Annotated in this window: 14 protein-coding genes; all 14 read right to left on the bottom strand. The window is 56.5% G+C overall.

Annotated elements, in window-relative coordinates; genetic code table 11:
* Positions 1–68: 68 nt before the first annotated feature.
* Positions 69–2,699 (bottom strand): pyruvate, phosphate dikinase, encoded by a 2,631-nt coding sequence (gene ppdK / locus ACO5R6_RS02730; RefSeq protein WP_485625655.1) that lies wholly within the window; start codon positions 2,697–2,699, stop codon positions 69–71.
* A 227-nt stretch (positions 2,700–2,926) separates the two neighbouring features.
* On the bottom strand, positions 2,927–3,163 hold the full coding sequence (locus tag ACO5R6_RS02725) for a PF20097 family protein (protein ID WP_485625654.1): 237 nt from the start codon (positions 3,161–3,163) through the stop codon (positions 2,927–2,929).
* Positions 3,164–3,466: 303 nt separating this feature from the next.
* Positions 3,467–4,054, bottom strand: a complete 588-nt coding sequence (locus ACO5R6_RS02720) for a VanZ family protein (protein ID WP_485625653.1) — start codon at positions 4,052–4,054, stop codon at positions 3,467–3,469.
* A 106-nt stretch (positions 4,055–4,160) separates the two neighbouring features.
* Complete coding sequence (locus ACO5R6_RS02715; RefSeq protein WP_485625652.1) at positions 4,161–5,558, bottom strand: glycine--tRNA ligase; 1,398 nt, start codon at positions 5,556–5,558, stop codon at positions 4,161–4,163.
* Between the two features lie 94 nt (positions 5,559–5,652).
* The gene (gene recO, locus ACO5R6_RS02710) at positions 5,653–6,384 is read right to left on the bottom strand and encodes a DNA repair protein RecO (protein ID WP_485625651.1); all 732 of its coding nucleotides are present in this window, start codon (positions 6,382–6,384) and stop codon (positions 5,653–5,655) included.
* Positions 6,381–7,295, bottom strand: coding sequence for a GTPase Era (gene era / locus ACO5R6_RS02705; RefSeq protein WP_485625650.1), 915 nt, complete (start codon positions 7,293–7,295; stop codon positions 6,381–6,383). The genes recO and era overlap by 4 nt, the downstream gene beginning before the upstream one ends.
* 11 nt (positions 7,296–7,306) lie before the next feature.
* Positions 7,307–10,219: an insulinase family protein gene (locus tag ACO5R6_RS02700; protein WP_485625649.1), complete on the bottom strand. Its 2,913-nt coding sequence runs from the start codon at positions 10,217–10,219 to the stop codon at positions 7,307–7,309.
* A 25-nt stretch (positions 10,220–10,244) separates the two neighbouring features.
* Complete coding sequence (locus ACO5R6_RS02695) at positions 10,245–11,093, bottom strand: mechanosensitive ion channel family protein (protein ID WP_485625648.1); 849 nt, start codon at positions 11,091–11,093, stop codon at positions 10,245–10,247.
* 186 nt (positions 11,094–11,279) lie between these two features.
* Complete coding sequence (locus tag ACO5R6_RS02690; protein WP_485625647.1) at positions 11,280–12,443, bottom strand: phosphoglycerate dehydrogenase; 1,164 nt, start codon at positions 12,441–12,443, stop codon at positions 11,280–11,282.
* 51 nt (positions 12,444–12,494) lie between these two features.
* Positions 12,495–13,577 carry a 3-phosphoserine/phosphohydroxythreonine transaminase gene (gene serC / locus ACO5R6_RS02685; protein WP_485625645.1) on the bottom strand — a complete coding sequence of 361 codons (1,083 nt, stop codon included), beginning with the start codon at positions 13,575–13,577 and terminating at the stop codon, positions 12,495–12,497.
* A gap of 41 nt (positions 13,578–13,618) precedes the next feature.
* Positions 13,619–15,307: a biosynthetic-type acetolactate synthase large subunit gene (gene ilvB / locus ACO5R6_RS02680; protein ID WP_485625644.1), complete on the bottom strand. Its 1,689-nt coding sequence runs from the start codon at positions 15,305–15,307 to the stop codon at positions 13,619–13,621.
* Positions 15,308–15,401: 94 nt separating this feature from the next.
* Entirely contained in the window at positions 15,402–17,087 is a 1,686-nt protein-coding gene (ilvD, locus tag ACO5R6_RS02675; RefSeq protein ID WP_485625643.1) for a dihydroxy-acid dehydratase, read from the bottom strand.
* 2 nt (positions 17,088–17,089) lie between these two features.
* On the bottom strand, positions 17,090–18,199 hold the full coding sequence (gene leuB / locus ACO5R6_RS02670) for a 3-isopropylmalate dehydrogenase (RefSeq protein WP_485625642.1): 1,110 nt from the start codon (positions 18,197–18,199) through the stop codon (positions 17,090–17,092).
* A 174-nt stretch (positions 18,200–18,373) separates the two neighbouring features.
* Positions 18,374–19,195 (bottom strand): Cof-type HAD-IIB family hydrolase, encoded by an 822-nt coding sequence (locus tag ACO5R6_RS02665; RefSeq protein ID WP_485625641.1) that lies wholly within the window; start codon positions 19,193–19,195, stop codon positions 18,374–18,376.
* Positions 19,196–19,250: the final 55 nt, after the last annotated feature.

Genomic DNA, 19,250 nt, shown 5'->3' with positions numbered 1-19,250 from the left:
CTCGTATGGAAGCTTCTAGCCGGTCAGAAAGCGGTCGCCTCTGACAGCTTTGCTATATTTCCTTTCGATCAGTCCTTCAGCGCGGCCTGGGCTGCTGCCAGACGGGCAATGGGCACACGGAAGGGTGAGCATGAAACATAGTCAAGACCAATCTTGTGGCAGAACTCGATGGATGAGGGATCACCGCCGTGCTCGCCGCAGATGCCGGTGTGGAGCTGAGGTCTGGACTGCTTACCCAGATCAACGGCCATCTCCATCAGCTTGCCGACGCCGACCTGATCCAGCTTGGCGAAGGGATCAGACTCGAAGATCTTGTTGCTGTAGTAGGCATCCAGGAACTTACCGGCATCATCACGGGAGAAGCCGTAGGTCATCTGGGTCAGGTCGTTGGTTCCGAAGCAGAAGAACTCTGCCTGGTTGGCGATCTTATCCGCCGTCAGGGCAGCCCTGGGGATCTCGATCATGGTACCGACCTCGTACTTAAGGTCAGCATTTTCTGCCGCGATCTCCTTGTCAGCAGTCTCAACGACAATATCGCGGACGAAAGCCAGCTCCTTCTCATCGCATGAGAGGGGGATCATGATCTCAGGAACAAGATTCCAATCGGGATGCGCCTTGGACACCTTGATTGCAGCGCGGATGACTGCCGTCGTCTGCATGCGGGCGATCTCGGGATAGGTGATTGCCAGGCGAAGTCCTCTGTGGCCCATCATGGGGTTGAACTCCTTGAGTCCGGCGATGATATCCTTGATCTGCTGGACGGTCTTGCCCTGGGTGTCGGCCAGCTTCTGAATCTCTTCTTCCGTATTGGGAACGAACTCATGCAGGGGGGGATCCAGGAAACGGATGGTAACCGGGTTGCCCTCCATCGCCTCATAGAGCTTCTCGAAGTCTCCCTGCTGATAGGGCTCAATCTTCTCCAGAGCCTTCTCTCTCTCCTCCACGGTGTCGGAGCAGATCATCTCACGGAAGGCTGCAATTCTGTCCTCAGCGAAGAACATATGCTCGGTACGGCAGAGGCCGATGCCCTCGGCACCCAGCTCACGAGCCTTGGCGGCGTCTGCGGGAGTGTCGGCATTGGTGCGGACCTTCAGCTTGCGGTACTTGTCGGCCCAGGCCATAACGCGGCCGAAGTCTCCGCCGATCTCAGCCTCCTTGGTCGCAATGTCGCCCTTGTAGATGTTACCGGTTGTACCGTCAAGAGAGATGTAATCTCCCTCATGGAAGGTCTCTCCGCCGAGGGTGAAGACCTTGGCCTCCTCATCGATGACAATGTCACCGCAGCCGGATACGCAGCAGGTGCCCATGCCGCGAGCTACGACAGCTGCGTGAGAGGTCATTCCGCCGCGAACCGTCAGGATACCCTGAGCGGCATGCATACCCTCAATGTCCTCGGGAGATGTCTCCAGGCGAACCAGGATGACTCTCTCACCGGCGCCGCCGATTCCCTGTGCCTTGGCCTCATCTGCGTCGAAGACAACCTTACCGGCTGCGGCGCCCGGAGATGCGGGAAGTGCGGATCCGATGATCTGTCCTGCCTTCAGTGCCTCTGCGTCGAAGGATGGGTGCAGGAGCTGGTCCAAAGACTTGGCGTCGATACGCTTTACAGCGGTCTGCTCGTCAATCTGTCCCTCGTCCACCAGATCGCAGGCGATCTTGATGGCTGCGGGAGCGGTTCTCTTTCCGTCACGGGTCTGGAGGAAGTAGAGCTTGCCCTCCTCAATGGTGAACTCCATATCCTGCATGTCATGGAAGTGGTTCTCCAGCTTGGTGGCCAGCTCCATGAACTGCTTATAGACTGCGGGCATGGCGTTCTCAAGTGTGGAGATGGGCTGGGGTGTGCGAACACCTGCAACGACGTCCTCACCCTGGGCATTGAGCAGGTACTCGCCGAAAATGCCCTTGGCGCCGGTAGAGGGATTGCGGGTGAAGGCAACGCCGGTACCGGAGGTCTCACCCTTGTTACCGAATACCATGGTCTGCACATTCACGGCAGTACCCCAGGATCCGGGGATGTCGTTCATGCGGCGATATACGATGGCTCTTGGATTATCCCATGAGCGGAATACGGCCAGGACTGCGCCGATCAGCTGCTGCTTGGCCTCCTGGGGGAAGTCCTCTCCCAGAGCATTCTTGTAGATGGCCTTGAAGCGGCGAACCAGCTCCTTCAGATCATCGACATCCATGTCGATGTCATAGGTGATGCCCTTCTTGGCCTTGACGTCGTCAATCTCCTTCTCGAAGAGGGACTTGGAGACTTCCATAACGACATCCGAATACATCTGGATGAAGCGGCGATAGGAATCATAGGCGAAGCGCTCATTGTTGGTCTTCTTTGCGAAGCCGTCAACTGCGATGTCATTTAAGCCCAGGTTCAGGATGGTGTCCATCATTCCGGGCATGGATGCGCGGGCGCCGGAGCGGACGGATACAAGCAGGGGATCAGTCGGATCTCCGAACTTCTTCCCGTTGATCTTCTCCAGCCAGGCGATGTTCTCATCGATCTGATCCAGGACCTCCTGAGGAAGGCCCTTGCCGTTCTCATAGTAAGCGGTGCAAGCCTCAGTGGTGATGGTGAATCCCTGCGGGATGGGCATGCCCATGTAAGTCATCTCTGCCAGATTACAGCCCTTGCCGCCCAGCAGGTTCCGCATGGATGCGCGGCCCTCGGTAAACTTGTAGACCCATTTGTTTGCCATTCAATTTTCCTCCTACAACTCAACTTATGAAGTACTCTCTCCTATCGTCAAAGAGCCTCTTGTGTTCATGAGGTTCCCCCTCCGAGCACTGCTAAAATAATAACATACTGGCCAGAAAGGTCAATTACTTGTATGGGGATCTGTACAAAATGAGGGCAAAAACAGGAGTTATTTCTCCCATTTTTGCCCTCACTGTCAATCTTGTACCTGTAAAAATACACTTTTGCTTATCTGGCCCGATAGTCATGGCTCCCCTTGGGAAGGATCAGCATCTCGCAGTCCGGGCAGTAGTAGCCCTTGCAATTCTCCTTATCTCCAAGCGGATAATTCACATCCCCATATACATGAAGCCGTACAGTCTCTGTACTCCTCTCCTTCTGCCACCAGACACTACCTAAACACCATGCGCCTGTATAGTTCATGGTTCCGGACTCCATCTCCTTGCCACATGCAGGACATTTCATGGAATCACCTCAATAGATAAATAACTTTCAACACGTTTCATATAACCTGCACAACACTTCTTTTTCTCTAATCAGCTATGTGGATTATAACATATAAATTGTATTTTTTTAAGAACATATTTCAAAGATATTGACAATCAAAAAGCTTCCAAGCTTCTTTCCGCAATTGACCCAAATAATCATGTCCTGTCTATGGTAGTTTTCTCGTATTCAACCATGTTGGAAGGACACGTTGAACGGTTGAATCAAACGCTGCAGTCACGCCCGCCAGTGGAACTCCGCCTGGCGGGCATAATCGCCAAATCAATCATAGAAGAGAGAGTCAAGTGATGCTTTAAAGTGTTCGTGGTTTCGAAGCATCTTTCGAAAGAGAACAAGAATCACAAGGGTCAATACCGCTCCGGAAGTATTCAGGAAAAAATCATCAATATCGGCTGTTCTGGCCGGAAAACCGCTTACGACATTAAGTAAGAGCTGAAGAGCTTCAATCATAACAGACACGAATGCGAGCAAAGCTATCTTCTTGCCTGTTTTCCATTTTCCCCGCGTAAAAATTTCAGTATAGACAGAGAGAGGCGATAAAAGCAGAAAATTCCCAATCAGCTGAACCAAAGCCCCCTCGTGCAGATAATTTCGTATGGACGCAAGAGGAATCAGCTGGTAGAAAGCAAAATAGGAATCAACCCCCTCCTTCATCTGGCGCAAGTCCTCATCGCTAAAGAAATAAACAGGAAACAAAGTAACTTTTGCCAGACAAATCACATACACAAGAAAACTAAGAATAACCCAGAATCTTGTCTGTAATTGCAGTCTCTTTTTCAAGAACCAGCTGAGTAGAAGACCAAGGATAAATATAAGAACAAATAATTCTTTCGTGATATCAATGATCATGGTCTACCAACTCACTGTAAAATTCCCAATCCATCTCTTTTCAAAAGCTCCTGCGAGCCATGGGGCCAACGCAGGAGCTAAACATTCATCATATCAGGCATCAATTTCAGAAAGCCATTTTCTCTTCCAGATACTTCTCAAGTTCTTCGATGGGCAGACGAACCTGCTCCATGCTGTCGCGGTCACGGACGGTGACAGCCCCGTCCGTCTCAGAATCGAAGTCATAGGTAACGCAGAAGGGAGTTCCGATCTCATCCTGGCGGCGGTAGCGCTTCCCGATATTTCCCCTGTCGTCATACTCACAGTTGAACTTCTTAGAAAGCTGCTTGTAGATCTTAGTCGCACCCTCCGCCAGCTTCTTGGAGAGGGGAAGGACGCCTACCTTCACCGGAGCCAGAGCCGGGTGGAAGTGGAGGACCGTGCGCATGTCCGGCTTCTCCTCCGTTCCGATATTCTCCTCGTCATAGGCCTCGCAGAGGAAGGCCAGGACCACGCGGTCCGCCCCCAGTGATGGCTCGACCACATAGGGGATATACTTCTCATTCTTGCTGTCGTCGAAGTAGGACATGTCGACGCCCGATACCTTCTGGTGCTGCGTCAGATCGTAGTCGGTCCGGTCGGCAATCCCCCAGAGTTCTCCCCAGCCAAAGGGGAAGGTGTACTCGATATCCGTGGTTCCCTTGGAATAGAAGGACAGTTCCTCCGGATCATGATCGCGCAGGCGGATGTGGTCTGCGTTCATGCCGAGAGACAGGAGCCAGTCACGGCAGAAGCCTCTCCAGTAGTGAAACCACTCCATATCTGTCCCGGGCTCACAGAAGAACTCCAGCTCCATCTGCTCGAATTCGCGGGTCCGGAAGGTGAAGTTGCCGGGCGTGATCTCATTGCGGAAGGACTTGCCGATCTGGCCGATTCCGAAGGGGATCTTCTTGCGGGAGGTCCGCTGTACGTTCTTGAAATTCACGAAGATACCCTGCGCTGTCTCCGGGCGCAGATAGACCGTGTTCTTGGCATCCTCCGTGACGCCCTGGAAGGTCTTGAACATGAGATTGAACTGGCGGATCTCTGTGAAGTTATGCTTGCCGCAGGAAGGGCAGGGGACATGGTGTTCCTCGACCCAGGCCTCCATCTCCCGGTTAGACCATCCGTCCACCGAGGAGCTGAGGGTTATGCCCTGCTCCTTGGCAAAATCCTCAATGATCTTGTCTGCCCGGAAGCGCTCGTGGCACTCCTTGCAGTCCATGAGGGGGTCAGAGAAGGAGCCCAGATGTCCGGAGGCCACCCAGGTCTGCGGATTCATGAGGATCGCCCCGTCGATGCCGACATTCTGCGGGCTCTCCTGGATGAATTTCTGCCACCAGGCCCGCTTCACATTGTTCTTGAGCTCAACGCCCAGATTCCCGTAGTCCCAGGTATTGGCGAGGCCCCCGTAGATCTCGGAGCCGGGATAGACGAACCCTCTCGCCTTGGCCAGAGCAACAATCTTCTCCATTGTCTTTTCCATGCTAAATTCCTCTTACTCTTCTCTTGGTCTGATGGGCGCTAAGAGCCTGTGCTCCCGGCCACATAGTCTTTCACATTATAGGAAGAAAGCCCCCTTATTGCAAGAAAGCTTCCGACTTAAACGCGTGGTCCAGATACCTCCCCCGGTAGTCTCTTAGGATTCCCCAGACCTCCTCCTCCACCGCCTCTGTCAGGCGAAAGGAGAAGAGCTTCTTCATCGGAGCGGTCAGGATATACTGGAGGGCATAGAGGGCAGACCCGGAGATAAGTCGTCCCCCCTCCCCGGGCTCACAGTTACGGCAGATCACCGCCCTCCTTCCCATGTGAAAGTAAGCAAGGTCCTCTTTCCCGCCGCAGACGGCGCAAGAGAAGACATCCGGATACTCACCGTTGATCCCCATCGTCCGGATCTCATAGATGATCCGAAGAAGCCGGTGGGTGAACCTGCCGCTCTCCATTGCCCTTAGGGTCAGGTAGAGCAGGGTCAGGCGCTGGGACTCATCGTCATTCTCCAGCCCATAGTACTCGGCTACTTCCAGAAAGTAGGCAGACAGGCAGACCTTGTCATAGTCTCTCGCAAGGTCCATAAAATAGGCGTCAATATTGGCTCCGGACAGGGTATAGGAATTTCGGCCCGGGTAGATCTCGAAGGTCCCGAAAGCCATCGGCCCTGTGGCAGCCAGAAGCTGGCTGCGCGGTCTTCTTGCCCCCCGGGCAAAGGCAGCAATCTTCCCCTGCTCCCGGGTCAGCATCACGACTCTCCTGTCGAACTCGCCCACGGGCATGGCGGAGAGGACCATACCCGTCACAATCATGCTCCGACTCATGCGTCGTCTTCTCTTCGCCAGCCGAAATTCTTGATGAGGAAGTCACTGTCTCTCCAGTTCTCCTTGACCTTGACGAAGAGGCGCAGATTCACCCCGCTCTCCAGCATCCGCTCGAGCTCAAATCTGGCGTCCGACCCGATCCGCTTCAACATAGCCCCCCTCTTTCCGATAATGATTCCCTTGTGGGACTCCCGCTCGCAGATGATGGTCGCCTCTATGTCGTAGAATTTCCTGCCGCTTCGCTTCTTCATGACCTCAATGGCGACGGCAATGCCGTGGGGGACCTCCTTGTCGAGGACATAGAGGGCCTTCTCTCGAATGATCTCTGCCGCGATCTGCCGCATGGGCTGATCTGTGATGGTGTCTTCGTCATAGAAGAGCGGGCCCTCAGGCAGGTAAGAGAAAATACTTGTGATCAGGTCGTCTGTGCCGTCACCGCTCCTGGCGCAGACCGGAAGAATCTCCTCGAAATCATACTCCCTCCGATAGGTGTCAATCACCTCCAGGATCTTCTCCCGCTCCACCATGTCGATCTTGTTGATCACCAGGAAAACCGGGACCTTGCTCTTTCTTAACTCCTCCAGAATATGACGGTCGCCGCCCCCTACCCGGGTGTCGGGTTCAATCAGCCAGAGAATCAGATCCACATCCCTCATGCTGCGCTCCGCAAGGCCCACCATGTACTCTCCCAGCTTATTCTTGGCCCGGTGAATCCCCGGCGTATCCAGAAAGACGATCTGCCCCCTGTCCGGATCGGTGTAGACCGTCTGAATCCGGTTTCTTGTCGTCTGGGGCTTGTTGGATGTGATGGCGATCTTCTGTCCGATCAACCGGTTCATCAGGGTTGATTTGCCCACATTGGGGCGGCCGATCATGGCGACAAAGCCGCTCTTTTTGCTAGAAATGTCCATTTCCTCTCCCTCTACAGCAGGGGCTCGAGCCTGTGGAAGAGGTCTCTCTCCTCCTCAATGGCATCCTCATTGCCGATGACACAGATATAGTCCTGCTCTACAGCCGACGCAACCAGGTCGGCAAGGCCGCGGATATCCTCCACTTCTGCACGGATGATCTCATCTCTCTCCTCCTGCAGGATATCGTCCGAGATCCCGCTCATATAGGCGGCAAGCCCCCGGCTTCCCCGCATCGAAGGAGTAAGAGGAGTGTCCATGCCGGAGAGAGTTCCGATGATGAACTTGGTCATCGTGCGCTCATCCGCGTCAAAATCCCGAAGGAAGTCGGCCGTCCGGGCAAAGACCTCCCTGGTCTCCCTGATCTTTGGGTCTCGGTAGGACATAAAGGACAGTTTTCCGCTTCTGCTGAATCTTGACATACAGCCATAGGCCCCGCCCTTGACGCGAATGTTCATCCAGAAGTACTCGTATGCCAGTATCGTCTCAAGGATACGGAGAGCCCCCCGGTAGGAGAAGCCCTCCCGTCCGAAGTCTCCGCTCATGGCCAGGTAGTTGACCTGAGAGGCAGACTTGAAGGCCTCGTTCGGCTCGGTCAGGACCATCTCATCCGCCGCCGGCAGTTGGTAGCAGTCCCGGTATAGGCGACTCGCAATCTGAGGCAGGCAGCCTTCCAGCCGGACAAGTCCTTCATTGTCAGAGACAGAAGAGACCAGCATATTCTCCGGGCGGAAGACGGCGTGCTTTAGGTTGATCAGCTTGTCCTTGATCTCCTCCTCCATCTCCCGGAAATGCCCTGCCGTCTTCTTCAGGAAGCGGTAATAACCGATCCCGCTGATCTCATCGGTCAGCTTCCCGAGGGGGGAGAAATAGGAGTTGGCGCGATTTGCGGCGACCGTATGGCCGGCAGTCATGAGCTTGGTCTCCATCCGCAGGATCTCCTCATCCAGGAGATCCTTGAGTCGCTTTCCATCAGCGAAGGAACTGGTCAGCATGACCTCCTCCATCAGACGGGCGGCGGATTCTATGTCCGGACTGAGGAACTTGGCGTGAACCTCCAGAGTCAGCCGATACCCCCTCTCTCCTCCGGGATAGGTCTGCAGGCCGGTCGAGATGCCGCCGGTCGCCAGGTGAATCGCATTGGCCAGGTCGGTATAGGTGTACCGCTCCGTATCCACCAGTCCCAGGAGCTTGGCCAAAAAGGCCAGAGAGCCCAGATCCTCCTGGGCAATATGATCGGCATGGAAGACCAGGTTCAGATAGTGGATGCCGTTGGTCGCCACATTGTGGTGGAGGACTGTGAAATCTCCCACCCTCTTCACATCACAGTCAATCGAATGAATCTCCCGGCGCAAGTCCTCCCTTTGGAGCATGGGAATCTTCTCGAGATCCTGTGGACTGTCCTCGTCCTCCTGATAGGCCGTCAGGCGCAGGGTCTGATCGATCAGGGTCCGGATCTCCTCCCCCGTGAGCCTGTTCTTATAGGAAGCCATCGTTTGATCCAGTTTCCTGTTCCTCTTGCTCGCCAGACCCTTCTTGGGAAGAAGCATAACAAGAGAGGCATGGGTATTTCCCAGCAGCTGGCGGCGGATCAGGTCCTCGAAATATCCCTCTGCGACCTTCTGCTTGAGCTCACCTAAGATCCCGCTCCCCTGCAGGTGCATAAAGGGCTCTCTCTCATCATAGAGCCAGGAATCCAGGAGTCGGAGTCCCCAGATCAGTCCCCTGGGATAGCGGTCGTAATCGGCCTCTCTGAGCTGGAACTGAGCCGTATTGATCGCTGCGTAGAGGGCCTTATGATCCACCCCATCGCGAACTTGGTCCTCTAGCGTCTGCCGGATGATCTGAAGGAAGCGGTCGGCATCCTCGGGATCCGCCCCCTTGGCCGTGATAGAGAAGACCGGCTGGAGGATGCCGGCGTCATAGCCGCCATAGATGTCCCTGCCGATGCCGGCGTCAATCAGGGCCTTCTTTATGGGGGCGCCCGGAGAATCCAAGAGCGCATAGTCCAGGATCTTGAAGGCCTGATAGAGGACAGGATTTAATGCCGTGTCGACAACCAGATTATAGGAGAGATAGCCGGCATCCTCCTGGTCTTCTGCCGCGGAGACGGGATAGGACTCCTCCACACGGCGCATCTGTCCAAAGGGCGACTGAAGGGGGATTCGGCTGTCGACCCCGATCGCCTCGTAATGACTCAAATACTCCCGGTCCAGATAGGCCAGCTTGGCCTCCATGTCGAAGTCCCCATAGAGGTAGATATAGGCGTTGCAGGGGTGATAGTACTTCCTGTGAAAATCAAGGAAGTCCTCATAGGTCAGGTCCGGGATTGAGGCCGGATCGCCGCCGGATTCCACCCCGTAGGGGGTGTCCGGAAAGAGAGACTCCATGACCTTCCTCTCCAGGACATCGTCCGGAGAGGAGAAGGCCCCCTTCATCTCGTTATAGACAACACCGTTGATCCTGATGGGATCTTCCGGGCTCTTGAGCTCATAGTGCCAGCCCTCCTGCATGAAGATCTCCGGCCTGCTGTAAATGCGGGGATGAAAGACGGCGTCCATGTAGACATCCACCAGATTGTCGAAGTCCCTGTCATTGCAGGAGGCCACCGGATAGACCGTCTTGTCCGGATAGGTCATGGCATTCAGGAAGGTGTTCAGAGACCCCTTGACAAGCTCCACGAAGGGATCCTTGACAGGATACTTATCTGAGCCGCAGAGGACGGAGTGCTCTATGATATGGGCTACTCCGGTGGAATCCTTCGGCGGGGTCCGAAAGCCGATGTAGAATACCTTGTTCTCGTCCTCATTTTGAATCAGGACCAGGTGCGCTCCGGATTTCCTGTGGCGCAAGAGCAGCCCGTCTGAGGAGATGTCCCCAAGGTGTTCCTCTCTTATGACCTCATAGGCATCATTGACCTTCGCCATGAATAACCTCCATCCTTCTCATCCTCTATGACCGATCCATATGGACATCCAGCTGCTGAAAGGGAATGCAGATCCCCTCCTCATCGAAGGTCAATTTGATCTTCTCAAGCATACTCCAGTGGACATTCCAGTAGTCTCCTGTCGAGACCCAGAAGCGCAGGCCCAGTTTCACGGAGGACGCGGCCAGGTCTGATACAAAGACCTGATAGGGCTGCGTGTCCAGGGCCCTCGGCTCCTCTTTGACCAGGCGCATGAGCAGGTCCTTGGCCTTTCGGATGTCGTCCTCATAGGAGATTCCGACCGACAGGTTGATCATCCTGATATCCGCATGGGTCACGTTGGTCATCGAGGTGTTGGCCAGTGTTCCGTTGGGAATGATGATAATTTTATTGTCAAAGGATTTGAGCTTGGTGTAGAAGACCGTGATCTCAATGACCGTCCCCTCGTTGGCGTGCGTGTCCTCGACGATATAGTCTCCCACCCGAAAGGGATGGAGGAGGAGGATCAGGACGCCTCCTGCAAAGTTGGCCAGAGACCCCTGCAGGGCCAGACCCGCCGTCACGCCCAAGGAGGCAATCGCGGCGGCAGCGGAGACCGTCTGTACACCGAAGACCCGAAGAATCACAAGGACCAGTCCCAGATAGACCAGCCACTTGAGGAGGGAGTCGATGAACTGAATGGCTCCGGTGTCGATGTCTTGCCTCTTCATTCCCTTCCGAATCAGTTTGCGGACCAGGCCGGACAGCTTGACCCCCAGCCCCCAGACCAGGAGGGAGATCAGGACCGACCAGAAGAAGGACAAGAGGTTCGGAATCTGCCCGTTGATCCAGTTCTGCGGATGAAAATTACCTGTCAAGACTTCACTGATATTCATGTCCGATCCTTCTCCCAAAGCTGCAGAATCAACTCCCCTGTGAAGACAACGAGGACAATGACGAAACTCGCCACAAGAGACAACTTCTGTTTTTTCTTTCTCATGATTTACCTCCATAGCAGAGACAAAACGCGTCGATTTGTTCCCATCTGCCGGACAGAGTTTAGAGCAGGGTCAATCTCTCGACTACTTGACCACCCTTACCTTGATCACAGTCTCAAGCCCGTTCAGCTGTTCAATCACCTCCAGGGGCATGGCAGAATCCAGATCCATCAAGGTATAGGCGTAATCCCCCTTGGACTTGTTAGTCATGTCCGACACATTGACGTCCGCGTCGCCGACAATACTCGTGATGGCGGCCAGGGTCCCCTTGGAGTTCTTGTGGAGGATAGCAAGCCTGCTGGAACTAGCGCACTCCCCCATGTCACAGCGGGGAAAATTGACGGAGTTGATGATATTGCCGTTCTCGATATAATTGCGGATCTCCTCGACGGCCATCACAGCGCAGTTGTCCTCTGCCTCTTCCGTGGAGGCTCCCAGATGAGGCAGCACAATCACGCCCTCTGCGCCTGCCACGGTCGGATTGGCGAAATCCGTCACATAGCGGTGAATCTTGCCCGCGGCGATCCCGTTTACAAGGGCCGCCTCATCAACCAGGACATCTCTTGCAAAATTCAAGATGACGACATCCCGCTTCATCTGCTGGACCGCCGCCTTGGAGATCATCCCCTTCGTGGCGTCCGAGGCAGGCACATGCAGACTGATGTAGTCGCAGTCCCTGTAGATGTCCTCCGCGCTTGATACATGCCGGACATTTCTGGACAGGTTCCAGGCGGCGCCGACAGAGATGTAGGGGTCATAGCCCAGGACTTCCATCCCCAGGTGGAGGGCCGTATTGGCCACCTTCTGACCAATGGCGCCCAGACCGATGACGCCCAGTTTCTTGCCCGCCAGTTCCCGGCCGGCGAACTGCTTCTTGGCCTTCTCCGCCGCCTTTGCGATGTTCTCATCCGAGGCATTGGCCCGGACCCAGTCGATCCCGCCCACAATATCGCGGGAGGCCAGGAGCATCCCCGCGATGACCAGCTCCTTGACCGCATTGGCATTGGCCCCGGGAGTGTTGAAGACCACGATCCCCTCCCTGGCGCACCGGTCCAGCGGAATGTTGTTGACTCCGGCGCCCGCCCTGGCAATGGCCAGGAGCCGGTCGGAGAAGTTCATCTCATGCATCTTGGAGGACCGGACCAGAATCGCTTCCGCGCTCTCCACCTCCTCGACATGCTTGTAGTCTGTACTGAAAAGGTCCGTTCCGACCTTTGCAATATTGTCCAAAGTCGCATACTGATACATAACAATCTCTCCATTTCCGATAAAGGCCGCCTTCTGCTGACAGGGCAGGACTCAGCGGTTCTTCTTCTCAAAGTCCTCCATGAAATCAACCAGTTTCTCAACTCCTGCCTTCGGCATGGCATTGTAGATGGAAGCCCTCATTCCGCCCACCGTCCTGTGGCCCTTGAGATTCTCAAGGCCGCAGGCCTTAGCCTCGGCGACGAATTTGGCATCCAAGTCCTTGTCTCCTGTCACAAATGGCACATTCATCAGGGACCGGTCTTTCTTCTCGACCGTTCCATGAAAGAGGTCTGACCGGTCCAGGAAGTCATAGAGGATCGCGGCCTTTTCCTCATTTTTCTCCTTCATCACGCCAAGACCGCCCATATTCTTAAGCCACTTGAAGACCTTGCCGCAGATGTAGATCGACCAGCAGTTGGGTGTATTGTAGAGGGACCCGGCCTCCGCCTGCGTGTCGAAGCGGAGCATCGTCGGGACGGATGGATCCAGGTCATCTCTGATCAGGTCCTGACGGATGACATCGATGACAAGGCCGGCCGGACCGACATTCTTCTGGACCCCGCCATAGAGGACAGCGTACTTGGAGATGTCCATGGGCTCGGACAGGAACATGGAGGAGACATCACTGACCAGGTCGACCCCCTTGGTGTCCGGGAGCTCCGTGAATCGGGTCCCGTAAATGGTATTGTTCTGACAGATATAGACATAGTCCATATCCTCGGTGACCGGAAGGTCTGACAGGTCAGGGATATAGGAGAAGGTGCGGTCGGCGGAGGAGGCCAGTTCAACTACCTGCCCGTACTTTCTCGCCTCGGCGGCCGCCTTCTTGGCCCACTGGCCCGTGATGATATAGCCGGCCTTTTTCTTTTGCATCAGATTCATGGGGATTGCCGCAAACTGCTGGGAGGCCCCTCCCTGCAGGAAGAGAACCTTGTAATTGTCGGGAATGCCGATCAGGGAGCGAAAATCCGCCTCGGCCTCCCGGATGATCTCCTGAAACATGGAGGACCTGTGGGACATCTCCATGACGGACATGCCGCATCCCCGGTAATCCATCATCTCTTCCTGTGCCTCTCTCAGCACTTCCTCCGGCAAGACCGCCGGGCCGGCGGAGAAGTTATAGACTCTGCTCATCATACATTCCTTTCCATTCATCCATCAGATTCCCGATCCGACTATTTCTTCACTCCCTCGTCCAGGTCTCTCTGGTCAAATGCCTCCGCAATGGACTTGCCCGGGGCGACCATGGGCCATACCTTGAGATCCGGATCAATGTGGGCGTCAATGAGAACCGGCCCCTCAGCGGCCAGGGCCGCGTCGAGAGCCCGATTGAACTCCTCCTTGTCAGAGACGGAATAAGCCGTCGCCCCCATGGCCTCAGCCAGCTTGACGTAGTCGATATTGTCAGCTAAGACCGTCTGGGAATAGCGTTTTCCGTAGAAGAGATCCTGCCACTGGCGGACCATGCCGAGGACCCGGTTGTCGACCAGAACCTCGATCAGGGGAAGCCGCTCTCTCACGGCTGTTGCGATTTCGTTCATGTTCATGCGAAAGCAGCCGTCGCCGGCGATATTGATGACCTGCTTGTCCGGGCAGCCGATCTGGGCCCCGATGGCCGCTCCGAGTCCATATCCCATGGTCCCGAGCCCGCCGGAAGTCAGGAACTGGCGGGGTCGGCGAAAGCGGTAGTACTGGGCCGTCCACATCTGGTGCTGGCCAACCTCGGTCACAATCACCGCATCTCCTCCGGTCTTCTCCCAGATCTTCTCGACCAGGTAAGGACCGCTGAGCCGGCTGTGATCGTAGAGGAGGGGAAAGCGCTCCTTGGCCCTGGCCACTTCCCTCTTCCAATCGCTGTGATCCTGCTGGTCGATCATGGGATTCAGTTTGCGGAGGACCTCCTTGACATCCCCGATGACATCCGCGTTGACCACGATATTCTTGTTGATCTCCGCCGGGTCGATGTCAATATGAAGAATCTTGGCATCCTTGGCGAAGGCCTTGGGGTTGCCGATGACCCGGTCGGAGAAGCGGGTCCCGATGGCGATCAGAAGGTCACAGCGGCTGACGCCGAAATTGGAGGCCTTGGTCCCGTGCATGCCGAGCATGCCGGAGTAGGCGGGGTCATTGCCGTCGAAAGCCCCCTTGCCCATCAGGGAGTCGCAGACCGGGGCATCCACCAGTTTGACAAAGGTCGCCAGTTCCTCCTCTGCCCCCGAGATCACGGCGCCGCCCCCCACAAAGATATAGGGGCGGCTTGCGGACCGAATCATCCGCACTGCTCGCTCCAGGCTCTCCTGACCGGTCTGCTCTCTGACCTTGCGCAGGGGAACCGGACTCTTGTTCTCGAACGAAGCGGACGCCGCCGTCACATCCTTGGTGATATCCACAAGGACCGGCCCCGGGCGTCCGCTTTTGGCAATGGCGAAGGCCCTGCGCAGGGTGTCTGCCAGATGACGTACATCCTTTACGATAAAGTTGTGCTTGGTGATCGGCATGGTAATACCGGCGATATCCACTTCCTGGAAAGAGTCCTTGCCCAGAAGAGAGACCCCCACATTACAGGTAATGGCCACGACAGGCACGGAGTCCATATAGGCGGTTGCGATTCCTGTGACCAGGTTGGTCGCCCCCGGTCCGGAGGTAGCGAAGCAGACCCCCACCTTGCCGGTCGCTCTGGCGTAACCGTCCGCGGCGTGCGAGGCTCCCTGCTCATGGCTGGTCAAGACATGGCGGATCTCATCGCTGTGGCGATAGAGTTCATCGTAGACATTTAAAATTGCGCCGCCCGGGTAGCCGAATACCGTGTCAACCCCCTGCTCCTTCAGACACTCGATGAGTATCTGTGATCCTGTCATATGCATATCCTGCTCTCTTCCATAACATAGGTCTTGGCCGTGCCTGCCGGCCCTTAGTCCTGCCGTCTCTTAACACGCTCTGTCTTCCCGGCCGGCCCCGTCACCCGGATACCTTCCCGGCTCCGGGGACCTCCAGGACAGCGCCCCGGTTGCCGGACGTAACCATCGCAGCATAGCGGGCCAGGTATCCGGTGGTCACGGAGGCCTCTCTGGGCTTCCATTTGGCCCTTCTCTCCTCCAGTTCCCAGTCAGACAGCTTGACATCAAGGCGCATCCCGGGAATGTCAATCTCTATAATATCGCCCTCCTCAATCAGGGCGATGGGACCGCCGACCGCCGCCTCCGGGGAGACATGGCCGATCGAGGCTCCTCTGGAGGCGCCGGAGAAGCGGCCGTCCGTAATCAGGGCGACGGATTCGCCCAAACCCATGCCGGCAATCGCCGAGGTCGGGTTGAGCATCTCTCTCATGCCGGGCCCGCCCTTGGGGCCCTCATAGCGGATGACAACGACATCGCCGGGCAGGATCCTGCCTCCCTGGATCGCATCGATCGCATCCTCCTCGCAGTCAAAGACTCTGGCCGGTCCCTCATGGCGCATCATCTCGGGGGCCACCGCAGACCGCTTGACCACCGACCCGTCCGGGGCGATATTCCCGGACAGAACGGCAAGCCCACCCTGATTGGAGTAGGGCCTGTCAATGGGCCGGATGACCTCGGGATTCCGGTTGAGAGCGCCCGCAATGGCTTGTCCTATGGTCTGTCCCGATACCGTCAGGCAGTCCTCGTGGATCAGTCCCTTCTTGGCCAGCTCATTCATGACCGCATAGACGCCGCCCGCCTCATTGAGCTCCTCGATGTAGTGGTGGCCGGCCGGCGCAAGATGGCAGAGATTTGGTGTCCGCTCGGAGATGGGATTGGCAAAGCTGATGTCGAAGTCAAATCCGATCTCATGCGCAATAGCGGGCAGGTGGAGCATGGAATTGGTGGAGCAGCCGAGGGCCATATCGACGGTCAGGGCATTCAGGATGGAGTCCCTGGTCATGATATCTCTGGGGCGGATGTTCTTTGCGACCAGGTCCATGACTGTGTAGCCGGCCCTCTTGGCCAGCTTGCGCCGGTCGGAATAGACCGCCGGGATGGTCCCGTTCCCCCGCAGGCCCATTCCGAGGGCTTCTGTCAGGCAGTTCATGGAATTGGCCGTGTACATGCCGGAGCAGGATCCGCAGGTGGGACAGGCGTTATTCTCATAACACTGTAAGGTGTCATCGTCCATCTTCCCCGCCGCATTGGCTCCCACCGCCTCAAACATGGAGGACAGAGATGTCTTCTCTCCCCCGACATGACCCGCCAGCATGGGTCCGCCGGACACGAACACCGTGGGGATATTGATCCGGGCAGCCGCCATCAGCATCCCCGGAACCGTCTTGTCGCAGTTGGGGATCATGACCAGGCCGTCGAACTGGTGGGCGAGGGCCATGACCTCCGTGGAGTCCGCGATAAGATCCCTGGACACCAGAGAGTATTTCATTCCGATATGCCCCATGGCCAGGCCGTCGCAGACGGCAATCGCGGGGAAGACCACAGGTGTTCCCCCTGCCTCGGCGACGCCCAGCTTGACTGCGTCGGATATCTTGTCCAAGTCCATATGGCCCGGTACGATTTCATTGAAGCCGCTGACAATTCCGATCAGAGGTTTTCTGACCTCCTCCGGGGTAAAACCCAGCGCATTTAAGAGCGAGCGGGCCGGAGCCTGCCGCTTTCCTGATTTCATCTTGTCACTGATCATATCTATCTCCTACATAGTTTCCGGCAGATCAGGTCCCCCATCTGCGCGGTTGAGAGCTGGCGGATTCCTGCGGCTTCCTCCTTCGACCGGGGCATGATATCGGCGGTGCGGTAGCCCTCCTCCAGGGCTCCGGCCACAGCCGCCTCGATCGAGTCCGCCGCCTGATCCTGATCCAGGGAGAAGCGCAGCATCATCGCAGCCGACAGGATGGTCGCAATCGGATTGGCAATCCCCTTGCCCGCGATATCGGGAGCAGACCCGCCGGATGGCTCGTAGAGACCGAACCTGGTCTCATTGAGGCTGGCGGATGCCAGCATGCCGATGGATCCGGTCACCATAGAGGCCTCATCGGAGAGAATGTCCCCGAACATGTTCTCCGTCAGAATCACATCGAACTGCCCCGGGTTCCTGACCAGCTGCATGGCGGCATTGTCCACCAGCATATGCTCGCAGACCACCTGGGGATAGTCCCCGGCCACTTCTTCCACCAGCTTCCTCCAGAGCCTGGACGAGTCGAGGACGTTGGCCTTGTCGACCGAAGTGACTTTCCTCCTCCTCTTGAGGGCGACATCGAAGGCCCGCCTTGCAATGCGGCGGATCTCCTCCTCGTTATAGGTCAGGCAGTCTGTCGCCGTGACCAAGCCGTCCACTTCCCGGGTCTCTCTCCTGCCGAAATAGAGGCCGCCGGTCAACTCGCGGACAATGATCATATCGAAGCCTTCCCCGATGATCTCGTCGCGCAGAGGGCAGGCTGCCTTCAGCTGCGGATAGAGGATGGCCGGCCGCAGGTTTGCGAAGAGATTCAGCGCCTTGCGCAGGGCCAGAAGGCCGGCCTCGGGCCGAAGCTCCGGAGGCAGCTTATACCAGGGACTGGTCTGCGTATTGCCCCCGATGGAACCCATGAGGACGGCCTCGGAAGCCTTGGCCTGAGTAATAGCCTCGTCCGTCAGGGGCCGGCCGGTTCGATCGATGGAGGCTCCTCCCATCAGAATCTCCGAGTAGTCGAATCGGATGCCATAGAGTTCTCCCACCGCATCCAGAACCTTCCTTGCCTCTCTGACAATCTCGGGGCCGATTCCGTCCCCGGGAATCAGGCCGATTTTATATGCCATGGGCGCTCTCCTCTCTCTGTACCGACCGGGCCCGCCGAAGATTTTTTGCCCGGTCGGAAGGCAGGCCTTGTTATTGCTTCATATCTTAGTGTTTTTGACGCCTCTATGCAATAAATTGTCCCTGCCGGGCCCATAGCAATCCCTTATAGATCCTATAACCCGCCCGGTCTTTCCCTAGATCAGGGCCAGTCCCTCCAGAGCCTTTAGAATCCCGTCCCGATCGATGTGGTCAGTCACATAATCGGCCGCCTCCTTGACTTCTTCTCTGGCGTTGCCCATGGCCACACCGATCCCGGCGTACTCCATCATCTCCAGGTCATTATAGGCGTCCCCGAAGCTCACGGAGTCCTTGCGGTCGATCCCGTAATAGGCAAGCGCCTGCTTCATGCCTCCCGCCTTGGTGATGCCCCGGATTGTAATTTCTCCCGAGTACCGGTCCATGATGTCCCCGAAGGAAGCGGGCAGGACGGAGAAGTAGTCGCTGGTTTTCGCCGCCAGCTCCTCAACCGTCAGGTCGGCCCAGTTGTAGAAGAGCTTCTCAACCCCCTTGACATGATCGAAATTATCTACCAGGTGAATTCCTCCCAGAACCGAGTCCATATTCTCCCGGGGAACGCCGAGTCTTTCGAATCCCTCCCTGATCTGCGCAAGCCCCCGCGGAGTGATATAGGATCCGTCCTCCACCTGCAGGCCCACCATAATATCATGCGCCAGGAAGAAGTCCGTCAGCTTCTTTAGCTCCTCCTCCTTCATCGTCACATGGTAGACGATCTTCCCGTCACATCTGACATAGGCCCCGGCGGCGCAGACGAAGCCATCGAATCCGAAGTCGATCAGCTTCGGATAGATCTGGGCGAAATTGCGGCCCGTGGACAGGAAGAGCTTGTGTCCCCTCGCCCTGGCCCTCGTCAGAGCCCTTCTGGCCGAATCCGGGAAAACTCCGTCCTGGTTCACCAGCGTCCCGTCAATATCGAAAAATAAAGCCTTGCCTGTCATGCTCATCTCCTCGTGCCTTTCGGCTGACATACAGCCCACATTCTAAGAGATTGTC

The sequence above is a fragment of the Shuttleworthella sp. genome (assembly GCF_057251025.1).
Note: the sequence above shows the minus strand (reverse complement) of the source record. Positions and strands in the feature narration are given on the sequence as shown.